This is a genomic window from Micromonospora sp. M51 (assembly GCF_018070305.1).
In the GTDB taxonomy this organism is placed as follows: Bacteria; Actinomycetota; Actinomycetes; order Mycobacteriales; family Micromonosporaceae; genus Micromonospora; species Micromonospora parva.
On record NZ_JAGPXZ010000136.1, the window covers coordinates 1 to 10842 of the forward strand.

Genomic DNA, 10842 nt, shown 5'->3' on the forward strand with positions numbered 1-10842 from the left:
GCGTACCGTCCGCCCAGATGACGCCGTCGGCGGTGAAGGCGGTGAACATCTCCTGGCGGGCGAGCACGCCGGAGGCGATCGCGTCGCGGTACACGCCGGTGTCGAGCACGGCGGCGTGGCGGATCAGGCGAGTGAGCACCGACCGGGGCAGGAGGTCCGCGCGGGTGACGTGGAGCCAGTGATGCAGGTCCCGGCCTCGGATGCGCTGCGGCATGAACTGGATCGGTGCCCGGGTGGCCAGGGTGACCCGCGCGTGTGGCGCCAGTTCGTAGGCGACCTGGACGGCGGAGTTCCCGGCGCCCACGACGAGGACCCGCTTACCGGTATACGGCTCGGGCCGCCGATAGTGCGCGACGTGCCGCACCTCGCCGGCGTAGGTGTCGTGGCCGGGCAGCACCGGCAGGTACGGATTGCCGTAGGACCCGCTGGCGGCGACGACGCCCGTAGCGCCGATCTCGTCGCCACTGTCGGTGTGGACGAGGTAGCCACCGCCTGGGCGCGGGTGAACAGCGGCGACCCGGGTGCCGGTGCGGATCTCGACATCGATGCTGGCGGCATAGCGGCGCAGATAGGCGACGACGTCGTCGCGGGTCGGATAGCGGTCGGGATCTCCCTCGTCGAAGGCCATGCCAGGCAGGCTGCTGTACCGGGCCGGGGAGAACAGGGTGAGGCTGTCGTAGTAGCCGGCCCAGGACCCGACCGGCTCGACGCCTGCCCCCAGGACGACGGGGCGCAGGCCAGCGGAGAGACCGGCGTGGGCGGCGGCGAGACCGGACTGGCCGCCGCCGACGATGACGACTGGTTCTGAGGAGGTGATCACTCCATCATCATATTGTCATTTCGTTGAATGACAATATGATGGGAATGCTGGAAGGTGGGACCATGGATCAGCCGCAGCCCACAGCGGTCGCGCCCGCCGCCGGACAAACCGCGCTGGCACCGGCCACGCAGGAGTTCCTCAAGGCGTTGGGCAGCCCAACACGACAACGGATCATGATGCTGTTCTCCCAGGGCGCCGAGCTGTCCGTCGGGGAAGTCGCCGAGCACGCCGGCATCAGCCAGGCGACGGCGTCGCAGCAGCTGACCCTGCTACGTCGGGGGCGGATCGTGACCTCGCGGCGCGAGGGGAAGACGGTGTACTACCGCGCCGACCGTGACGGCGCCGTCTCGGCGCTCGCCGAGCTGCAGTCGTACCTCATGACCTGCTGCTGACCGCGACTCCCCCGGCGGAGCCGGGACGTCAGACCTGCACCCGGCCCATCGACCTCGACGCCGCTTGACAGCACACCAGTTGCTCAGCGATGGTTGAGTCAATGATTACTGAGCTTGCCTCTCTGCAGGTGCGCGCCCGGACCCACGCCGCGCTCGGCGACCCGGCGCGCCTGGCGATCGTCGACGCGCTCACCCTGGGCGACGCCTCCCCTGGCGAAATCGCCGATGACCTTCGCATGCCGACGAACCTGGTCGCCCACCACGTCAAGGTCCTCAGCGAAGCCGGCCTCGTCGTCCGCCGCCGATCCGAGGGAGACCGCCGTCGCACCTACCTGCAGCTGCGGCCCGAGGCCCTGGCCTCGTTGACGCCAGCGCTGATGGCCGGGGTGGGTCGGGTGGTCTTCGTCTGCACCCACAACTCCGCCCGCTCGCAACTGGCCGCCGCCCTCTGGTCGGACCGCGCCCAAACCTGCGCGACATCGGCCGGAACGCGGCCGGCAGAGCGGGTTCACCCGCGCGCCGTCGCCGTGGCCCACCGCCACGGTCTGCATCTGGACGCGACCGGCACCGCGCACGTCGCGGACATCGTGCGTGACGACGACCTGCTCATCGCCGTCTGCGACAACGCCCACGAGGAACTCACCGGCCCGGTCCGGCCCCGACTGCACTGGTCGGTACCCGACCCGGTCCGCGTCGACACCGATGCTGCGTTCGAGGCCGCGTTCGCCGACCTCGCCACCCGCATCGACCGCGTCGCCCCCATCCTGGCCTCCACCCTGAGGTCGCCAGACCGTCATGACTGACACCAGCCTCCTGCGCGACGGCCGAACGCAGTCCGGCGCCCAGCCACCGCGCATGAGCACGAGGCCGCCTGTCCCGGCACCGGTCAGCCGGCTCCGCAACCCCTATTGCAAGGAAGGCTCCTGATGCCCGACAAGCCCAGCGTCCTGTTCGTCTGCGTGCACAACGCCGGCCGCTCCCAGATGGCCGCCGGTTGGTTGCGCCACCTCGCCGGCGACACCGTCGAGGTCCGCTCCGCCGGCGCCGCCCCCGCAGAAACCGTCAATCCCGCCGCCGTCGAGGCCATGCGCGAAGTCGGCATCGACATCACCGACCAGACGCCAAAGCTGCTCGAGTACACCACCGCGGAATCTTCGGACGTCATCGTCACCATGGGATGCGGCGACGCCTGCCCGGTCTTTCCCGGCAAGCGCTACGAGGACTGGAAACTCGACGACCCGGCCGGCAAGGGCGTCGAATCCGTACGCCCCATCCGCGACGAGATCCGCACCCGGGTGGAGAAGCTCCTCGGCGAACTGCACACCGCCGCCTGACCCTGTCACCCCCCGCTCGCCGGCCGTCGCCGCCGGGCGGCTGCCCACTGGTCTGGTGGCATCGCCGCCCTCGCCGACCACGCGCCCACCGGCGTCGACGGCAGACGGCCCTGCGGCCCGGACGCACCCCCACCCAGAGACCAAGAGGAACCAGGCACATGACGACGCCGACCACCCCGTCGAGCACCGCACCCCGACTCTCGACGCTGGACCGGCTGCTGCCGGTATGGATCGGCGCCGCCATGGTCGCCGGCCTGCTCCTGGGCCGGTTGATCCCCGGCCTCGACGAGGCCCTCGACCTGGTCAAGGTCGGCGGAATATCCGTACCCATCGCCCTCGGTCTGCTCATCATGATGTACCCGGTCCTGGCGAAGGTCCGCTACGACCGCCTCGACACCGTGACCTCCGACCGACGCCTGCTGATCTCCTCCCTGGTGATCAACTGGCTCGTCGGCCCCGCCGTCATGTTCGCCCTGGCCTGGTTGCTCCTACCCGACCAGCCCGCGTACCGCACCGGCCTGATCATCGTCGGCCTGGCCCGCTGCATCGCGATGGTCATCATCTGGAACGACCTGGCCTGCGGCGACCGCGAGGCCGCCGCCGTCCTGGTCGCCCTCAACTCGGTCTTCCAGGTCCTCGCCTTCGGCCTGCTCGGCTGGTTCTACCTCACCGTGCTGCCCGGTTGGCTCGGCCTGGAGCAGGCCGGGCTCTCCGTCTCCGGCTGGGACATCGCCGGCAGCGTCCTGGTGTTCCTCGGCATCCCCCTGGCCGCCGGCTACCTCACCCGCAGACTCGGCGAACGCGCCAAGGGCCGCGACTGGTACGAGGCGAGGTTCCTGCCGCGGATCGGGCCGGTCGCCCTGTACGGGCTGCTGTTCACCATCGTGCTGCTCTTCGCCCTGCAGGGCGACGCGATCACCGCCCAGCCCTGGGACGTGGCCCGCATCGCGGTGCCGCTGCTCGCGTACTTCGGGATCATGTGGTTCGGCTCGTTCGCCATCGGTCGGGCGATCGGCCTGAGCTACGAACGCACCACCACGCTCGCCTTCACCGCCGCCGGCAACAACTTCGAACTCGCCATCGCCGTGGCGATCGGCGTGTTCGGCGTCACCAGCGGTCAGGCCCTCGCCGGCGTCGTCGGGCCATTGATCGAGGTGCCGGTGCTGGTCGCCCTCGTCTACGTCAGCCTCGCCGCCCGGCGCCGGTTCGGTCACCCCGACATCAACCAGCTGAAGCCGGCAGCTTCGGGGTGACCGCTTCACCCGCGTTCCGGTTCTCGGGAAGAGACGGCTCAGCTCGGGACGCTCAGCGCGCCGAGGGCACGACCGGCCTCCCGGGCGGACTGCAGGGCCCCGGCGTGCATCTGGGCGGCCTGGTCGACGAACGCGTCGAGTGCGGGGTTGACCCCGACCAGGGTGAACTCGCGTTCGACAACGGTGAGGTCGGCGCCCCAGCAGTCACCGATTATCCGGCGCAGGTACGGCGTCGAGTGGTCCCAGCCCTCCCGAGGTGTGCCGGCACCGTACGCACCACCACGCACCGTGGCGAGCACTGTGGGCTTACCCGCCAGGAACGGCTCCGTGGTCGCCCGCGGGTCCGCGAGCACCACGTCGACGTACGTCTTGAAATGCTGGGAGACGCCGAAGTTGTAGAGCGGCACGGCGAACAGCAACGCGTCGGCGGCCCGCAACTCGTCCACCAGCGTCGCGGCGAGGGCCACCGCCTCCCGCTGCTCGGCGGTGCGTTCCTCGGCCGGCGTCATACCGGCGGACACCGCCGCCGCCCAGAGGGTTGCCGGCAGGGTGTCCACCCCGACGTGGCGGCGCTCGACGGTGTCGCCGGGATGACTGGCGAGCCACTCCTCCTCGACGATGTCCGCGATTTCACGACTCGCCGAGCCGTGCGTTCGGATGCTGGCATCAAGCCGGAACAAGGTCACGAGCACTCCCTGGGGAACTGAGGTTCAAGGTTGAACTTCACCCTAGAGCAGATTGTTCAAGCTTGAACCTGAAGGAGACGTCCCTCACCCTCGTGAACCACGCCGACACGTACGCTTGCGCCATGCCCGACGAACCTCGGTGGTTGACCGACCACGAGCGCGACGCCTGGCTTGCGCTGGCCAAACTCATGTTCAACCTGCCGAGCGCCCTCGACGCCCAACTCCTGCGGGACAACCACCTCACGCTGTTCGACTACTTCGTGCTCAGCGGCCTGTCCATGGCGCCGGGGCGAACCATGCGACTCAGTGACCTCGCCAGCCACCTCAGCTGCTCGCTGTCCCGACTGTCGAACGTCGTCAAACGCCTCGAACAACGAGGCCTGCTCCGCCGCACCCCCGACCCGGAAAGCCCCCGCTACACCGTGGCCTCGCTCACCGACGCCGGGTGGGATCTTGTGGTCGCCGCGGCCCCCGGCCACGTCGCGGCCGTCCGTGACTACGTCATCGACGGCCTCACCGCGAGCCAGATCGACGTCCTGCGCGAGGTGGCCTGCCATGTGACCCGGAAGATTTCCGAGGCTCCGGAGGCCAGCACCCGCTGACGCCCGGGCGGGGTGCACCGCGTCGCCTGTTCCACCGGGCGGAACTGCACCCCCAGGTCACGGCGTCCCTTTCCCGGGCCGCCCGGGTGATCGTCGTACGCATTGCCGAGCAGATCGTCTGCCTGGAATATTATCTCCCCGACCGAGCATTCAACTGAGCGACGACCGGCACCAGACACCGGCCGCGACAGGGTTCAGAGCGCGAGTGATCGCACTGCTCGCGCGAGTCGGGATGGGGAACATCAGATGATCATGGAGATCGGCATCGTCCTCGACGCGTCACGGTTGGCCCGCGCGCCGCTGGAGACAGTCGAGCTGGCCCGCCTCGCCGAGGAACGCGGCCTGGACCTTGTGGTCGTCGCCGACGCGGCGACCGGGACATCAGCCGGCCTGGACCCCTGGACCGCGGCGGTCTGGCTGGCGGGATCGACACGCCGGATCGCCATCGGTGCCCCCGCCGGCGCCACCACCGCTCCCGATCCGACCGACCCGCAAGCGCAGTACCCGAGCGTGATCGCCAAGGCGCTGGACAGCATCGACCTGCTGGCGCAGGGGCGGATCATCTCCGACCCCGCCGGCTGGGTCGTCGCGCCACGGGACGCGAAGCCGGCGGAACTGGCCCGCCTCGCCGAAGCCGACCTGCCCGTCGTGGTCCCGGTGGATTCGCGCGAGGACGTCGAACGCCTCGCAGCGCTCGCCGCCGAAGGCGACCACCGCAGCGGCGTACGCCGACGCTCGGCCGCGGTGCGCGCCCAGCGCAAGCCGGGCATCGACTACGACGGCGTACCAGCGTCACTCGCCGACACCGCGGTCGAGCCCGGCGATCCGCAGTACCGCTCCCTGTCCTCCACCTATCTGCGCGGCGGCGCTCCCGGGTTGGTGCTGCGGCCCTCGACACCGGCCGAGGTGTCGGACGCGATCGAGTTCGCCCGGCGACACCGGCACCTGCCCCTCGGCATCCGCAGCGCCGGCCACGGCATCAGCGGCCGATCGACAAACCGGGGCGGCCTGGTGATCGACGTGGGCGCCATGAACACGATCAGTGTGGTGGACCCCGTCCGCCGGCTCGTGCGCATCGGCCCCGGCGCGACCTGGAAGCAGGTCGCCGAAGCCCTGACCCCGCACGGGTGGGCACTCGGCTCGGGCGACTACGGCGGCGTCGGCGTCGGCGGGCTCGCCACCGCGGCCGGAATCGGCCTGCTCTCGCGCAACCACGGCCTGACGATCGATCATCTCCGGTCGGTCGACCTCGTACTCGCCGACGGACGGCAGGTGCGGGCGAGCAGAGAGCACAACCCGGAACTGTTCTGGGCCGTACGGGGAGCGGGCGCCAACTTCGGCATCGCCACCTCGTTCGAATTCGAGGTCGACGAGGTGGGCGAGGTCGGCTGGGCGCAACTCGTCCTGCTCTCCACCGACATCGAGCAGTCGCTGCGCCGCTTCGCGGAACTGGCCAGTTCGGCACCACGGGACACCACGGTGTTCCTCGTGACCGGGCAGCCGCGTGCGGGCACGTCGACCATCCAACTCTTCGCTGTGGTCGACAACCCGGATCCCGACACCGTCGTGGCGCGCCTGACACCGTTCCTGGAACTCGGGGCGCTCGCCGGACAGCAGGTGGTGATGACGCCGTACTCGGGAGTCATGGGCAACGCCGCCGACGTCGGGCCGAACGGCCACCAGGGATTCGGCGAGCCGAACTCGCGGTCGGCCTTCCTGCCCACACTGACCCCCGAGTTCGCCCGTGATGCCGCGGCGATGCTTCGCAGCGGGGGCGTCTACTTCTTCGAGCTGCGGGCCATGGGCGGCGCGATCGCCGACGTCGCACCGGGCGAGGCGTCCTTCAGCCATCGGACGCCGGCATTCCAGCTGACGGCGATGGGCCAGAACAATCAGCGCCTCAACGCCGTATGGGAACCACTGCGTCAGCACTTCGACGGCCTCTACCTCAGCTTCGAGACCGACCGCAGTCCCGAACGGCTGCTCGACGCCTTCCCGGCACCGGTGTTGGAGCGCCTTCGAACACTCAAACACCGCTACGACCCGGACAACCTCTTCCGGGACAACTTCGCCATCGACCCGCGGACAACGAAGGAGGCACAGGCATGACCGACTACGGACACGACCTGCTCTTCGGCGCTTTCATCACACCCGCCGCACAACAGGCCCGACAGGTCGTCGACCTGGCGGTCACCGCGGACCGGGCCGGCCTCGACCTCGTCAGCTTCCAGGACCACCCGTACCAGGCCTCGTACCTGGACACGTCGACCCTGCTCGCCTTCGCCGCGGCCCGCACCGAGCGCGTCCACCTCAACGCCAACGTCACCAGCCTGCCGCTACGGCCACCGGCCGTCCTGGCCCGGGCCGCCGCCTCGCTCGACATCCTCAGCGGCGGCCGCTTCGAACTCGGCATCGGTGCCGGTGCGTTCTGGGACGGCATCGCCGCCATGGGCGGACGCCGGCTCAGCGCCGCCCAGGGCGTCACCGCGCTGCGCGAAGGGATCGAGATCATCCGCAAGATCTGGGACACCACGGCCCCCGGCGAGGTGAGCTACTCGGTCAAGGGCGCCCGACGCGGACCGCGTCCCGCCCACGACATCCCGATCTGGGTCGGGGCGTACAAGCCCAAGATGCTCGCGCTCACCGGTGCGGTCGCCGACGGCTGGCTGCCCAGCATCGAGTACCTGCCCCGGGGCGCCGACTCCCTACCGGAACTCAACGCGCGAATCGACGGCGCGGCGCACGACGCCGGCCGCGACCCGGCAGCCGTACGACGGTTGATGAACTTCATGAAGGTCCAGCTCTCGTCAGCCCCGCGTGGGCTTCTCAACGGCCCGCCCGCCGCCTGGGTCGACCAGATCGTCGACCTGGCGCTGCGGGACGGCATCAGCGCCTTCATCATCGGTGGGGACGACCCGAGCATCACCGAGCGTTTCGGCGCCGAGATCGCACCTGCCGTGCGAGAGGTCGTCGAGCGGGAACGCAAGGCCGGCGCAGCCGCCCGGCCGCCCAGAGCGTAGGAGCCGCGAGGTGGGGGTGGGCGGCCCGGAGAGGTGATCGCCGGGCCGCCCGGTGGTGAGCCACGCTGGGCGGCCCGGCGATCAGCCGGTCAGAGACCGGCGGCGTGTGCGGCGGCGGTGCCACCGACCACGGGCAGGACGATGTTGCTGCTCTTCAGCGCGACCTTCAGGTTCGCGGCGGTGGTGTCCGCCTGGCTGGAGTACTGCGGGTAGCTGGCCACGATGATCACGCCGATCCGGTGGCCGGGCTTGAAGACGTAGTCCTCCGGCAGCAGCGGGAAGCTGAAGTTGTACGACTCCCCCGGCACCAGTGGCACGGCGACGCGGATCGACTGCCGGTTCTGGGCGTCCATGATGCCCTTGGTGACCAGCTCGTAGTCGGCGGTGGCCACCCGCTTCGCCGTCTGCTTGTAGCAGCCGTCGTCGGTCGGGCTGCTCTCGCCCCAGCAGTCCGACGTGTCCAGGGTGATGATCCCTTCGCCGGAGGCCCGGTGCGCGACCCGCTCGTCGGTGCCGTAGTCGACCAGGATGGCCCCGAGGTTGGTGTCGGTCTGGTCGGCGGAGGCCCGCAGCTGCACGGTGGGCGTGCCGGAGATGTGCAGCGGCGCGGACAGCGGCGCGGAGAGGAACGCCAGCCGGTTGGGCTGCACCACGTCCGGGTTGAGGATCATGGTGTTCTGGCTCTGCGTGCGGCTGTCCTGGAACGCCCCGGTCGCCGGCTTCGCGGCTGGCACCAGCCCGAGACCGCCCGCGCCGGTGGCGCCGGGCTGCAGGAACACCTCGGTGTCGGCCTTGCCGGGGATCGGCCAGTCGGCGTGGGTCTCCCACACGTCGGCGGAGCGCTCCAGGTCCACCCGCGGCTCGTCCATGATGCCGTTGGCGACGCCCTGCAGCCAGAAGTCGAACCACCGGTGCAACGTCGACACCCACACCGCGCGGCGCGAGTCGAACGGGTCGACGTGGCCCTCCTGCGACAGCCACAGCTTGCGCGGCACGTTGTTCTCCGCCAGGGCGTACCAGAACTTGCTGAAGTGGTCCGGGCGGACGTTGTCGTCGTTGAGGCCGTGGTAGAGCAGCACGCTGGCGGTGACGTTGGGGACCTTCTTGACGTAGCTGCGCTCGTTCCAGAAGGACGTGTAGTCGCCGTGCTCGTCGCCGTCGGCGGCGCCTATCGCGTCGCGTACCGGCTTGCAGTAGTCCCGACGCTCGGGATTGGTGACCGTGTTGGCCAGCGACGACACGTAGCTGTTGCCGCGGGTGACCACGCCGTTGCTGCGCACGTAGTCGTAGTACTCGGTCGGTCCGCTGATCGGCACGACGGTGGTCAGGCCCTTCACGCCGGTCACCGCCGTGGCCATGGCCAGCGAGCCGTCGTACGATTTGCCGATCATCCCCGTCTTGCCGTTGTGCCAGTCCGCCTTGACGATCTCACCGGCGGCGTTACGGGCGGTGGCCCGGCCGTTGAGCCAGTTGATGGCCTGCTTGGCGCTCAGGTTGTCCTGGTTGGCGTTGGTGGTCGGGCAGCCGGTGGAGTTGTTGGTGCCGACCATGTCCAGCAGGATGACCGCGTAGCCGCGCGGCACGAAGTAGTTGTCGTAGAACAGCGGCCACTTGTCCAGCAGCCCGTCGCCGTCGAGGTCCGCCTTGCACTCGGACTCGTTGCCCCGGCAGACAGTCGAGTAGTAGGGGCTGGCGTCCATCACGACGGGGGCCTTGAGCCCCTGTGCGGTGGCCGCCGGCCGCATCAGGTCGAACGCGATGATGTCGCGCAGACCGTCGTTGTCGCTGTCGAAGGTGGAGTCGATGAAGAGGCGTTCCCGAATGGCGTCGGCGTAGCCGAACACCGGCTGGGTGACGCCGTCCTGGACGACGATCGACGGCGGGCCGTCCGCCGCCAGCGCCTGTGGTGCCGCGCCGAGGGCGGCGAGCACTGTCGCGGACAGTACGGCCACGCCTCTGCGCCACCGTGTTCCCACTGTAGCCATGCATTCTCCTTGATGTGTCCGAGGCTGCGTACGCTACGAGCCGGCGGCCGGTGCCACCACCTGCACGTGTAGGAAGTTCGTCGGGTGTGCTTCGACGGGGTGCGTCAGTCGCCCGGCGGGCAGCAGTGCGGCGGGCACGGCAAGACCCCGGTGCGACGCCGACCGGTGCCGGGCCGGCGTCGCACCGGGGTGTCTGGGTGACGGGGCTACGGCTGGCCGGCCAGCACCAGCTCCCGCAGCCGCCGGTCGAGGGTCGGGGCGTCCAGGCCACCCGGCCAGCCGCGCAGCAGTGCGCCACCCTTGGCCACCAGCACGACGGCCGGCGGCTCCCGCACCGCGTACGAACGCCAGATCGTCTGCTGGTCGTCCAGGACGACCGGATACTCCACCTGGTGGGCGCGCAGGTAGTCCTGGACCTCGTCGGCCTGGTCCGCGCCGGCCACGCCGACGAAGACCACCCGGTCCCGATAGCTGCGGGCCAGCTCGCTGAGGGCGGCCTGGCGACTGGCGCAGGTGGTGCACCAGGAGTTGAAGAAGGTGAAGACGACGGGGCGCTGCGCCCACAGTTCGGCGGCGGCGAACGGTGTGCCGTCGGTCAGCGCGCCGGTGAACGCCGGGGCGGCCGGGGCGGTGCCGGGTGCCGGGCGCTACGCCAGGTCGGCGGGGACCGGTCCCGGCAGCGCCGCCGCCCCTCCGGCGGGCGCCGGAGGGGGCCCGGACTCCGGTGTGGGCGTGCTGCATCCGCCCCGC

Annotated in this window: 11 protein-coding genes and 1 pseudogene; 8 read left to right on the plus strand and 4 right to left on the minus strand. The window is 70.4% G+C overall.

Going from position 1 to position 10842, the window contains the following annotated elements:
• On the minus strand, positions 1 to 820 hold an 820-nt coding region (locus KBX53_RS10260; RefSeq protein ID WP_210858832.1), incomplete at its 3' end, for an NAD(P)/FAD-dependent oxidoreductase.
• 62 nt (positions 821 to 882) lie between these two features.
• Between KBX53_RS10260 and KBX53_RS10265 the strand changes: the two genes are divergently transcribed.
• The 4 genes from KBX53_RS10265 to arsB all read left to right on the plus strand — a co-directional run bounded on the left by KBX53_RS10265 (position 883) and on the right by arsB (position 3799).
• The gene (locus KBX53_RS10265) at positions 883 to 1212 is read left to right on the plus strand and encodes a helix-turn-helix transcriptional regulator (RefSeq protein ID WP_210858834.1); all 330 of its coding nucleotides are present in this window, start codon (positions 883 to 885) and stop codon (positions 1210 to 1212) included.
• 101 nt (positions 1213 to 1313) lie between these two features.
• The gene (locus tag KBX53_RS10270; protein ID WP_210858836.1) at positions 1314 to 2015 is read left to right on the plus strand and encodes a helix-turn-helix domain-containing protein; all 702 of its coding nucleotides are present in this window, start codon (positions 1314 to 1316) and stop codon (positions 2013 to 2015) included.
• A 123-nt stretch (positions 2016 to 2138) separates the two neighbouring features.
• A complete protein-coding gene (locus KBX53_RS10275; RefSeq protein WP_210858838.1) occupies positions 2139 to 2546 on the plus strand; it encodes an arsenate reductase ArsC in 408 nt (135 codons plus the stop codon).
• 158 nt (positions 2547 to 2704) lie between these two features.
• The gene (gene arsB / locus KBX53_RS10280) at positions 2705 to 3799 is read left to right on the plus strand and encodes an ACR3 family arsenite efflux transporter (protein WP_210858839.1); all 1095 of its coding nucleotides are present in this window, start codon (positions 2705 to 2707) and stop codon (positions 3797 to 3799) included.
• Between the two features lie 38 nt (positions 3800 to 3837).
• On the opposite strand, the gene KBX53_RS10285 is transcribed toward arsB, so the two are convergent.
• Complete coding sequence (locus tag KBX53_RS10285) at positions 3838 to 4485, minus strand: FMN-dependent NADH-azoreductase (RefSeq protein WP_030330864.1); 648 nt, start codon at positions 4483 to 4485, stop codon at positions 3838 to 3840.
• Between the two features lie 122 nt (positions 4486 to 4607).
• Between KBX53_RS10285 and KBX53_RS10290 the strand changes: the two genes are divergently transcribed.
• The 3 genes from KBX53_RS10290 (at position 4608) to KBX53_RS10300 (ending at position 8107) form a co-directional block, all read left to right on the plus strand.
• Positions 4608 to 5087 (plus strand): MarR family winged helix-turn-helix transcriptional regulator, encoded by a 480-nt coding sequence (locus tag KBX53_RS10290; protein WP_036411238.1) that lies wholly within the window; start codon positions 4608 to 4610, stop codon positions 5085 to 5087.
• Positions 5088 to 5333: 246 nt separating this feature from the next.
• A complete protein-coding gene (locus KBX53_RS10295; protein WP_247675406.1) occupies positions 5334 to 7196 on the plus strand; it encodes an LLM class flavin-dependent oxidoreductase in 1863 nt (620 codons plus the stop codon).
• Positions 7193 to 8107, plus strand: coding sequence for an LLM class flavin-dependent oxidoreductase (locus KBX53_RS10300; RefSeq protein ID WP_210858840.1), 915 nt, complete (start codon positions 7193 to 7195; stop codon positions 8105 to 8107). Before KBX53_RS10295 ends, KBX53_RS10300 begins: the two co-directional genes overlap by 4 nt.
• 89 nt (positions 8108 to 8196) lie before the next feature.
• On the opposite strand, the gene KBX53_RS10305 is transcribed toward KBX53_RS10300, so the two are convergent.
• Both KBX53_RS10305 and KBX53_RS10310 read right to left on the minus strand, forming a co-directional pair.
• Positions 8197 to 10059: a CocE/NonD family hydrolase gene (locus tag KBX53_RS10305; protein WP_309140742.1), complete on the minus strand. Its 1863-nt coding sequence runs from the start codon at positions 10057 to 10059 to the stop codon at positions 8197 to 8199.
• 239 nt (positions 10060 to 10298) lie between these two features.
• Positions 10299 to 10691, minus strand: a complete 393-nt coding sequence (locus KBX53_RS10310) for a redoxin domain-containing protein (protein WP_309140743.1) — start codon at positions 10689 to 10691, stop codon at positions 10299 to 10301.
• Here KBX53_RS10310 and KBX53_RS10315 point away from each other — a divergent pair.
• A pseudogene (locus KBX53_RS10315) lies at positions 10609 to 10842 on the plus strand (hypothetical protein); the annotation flags it as partial. The gene KBX53_RS10310 and the pseudogene KBX53_RS10315 sit on opposite strands and share 83 nt — an antisense overlap.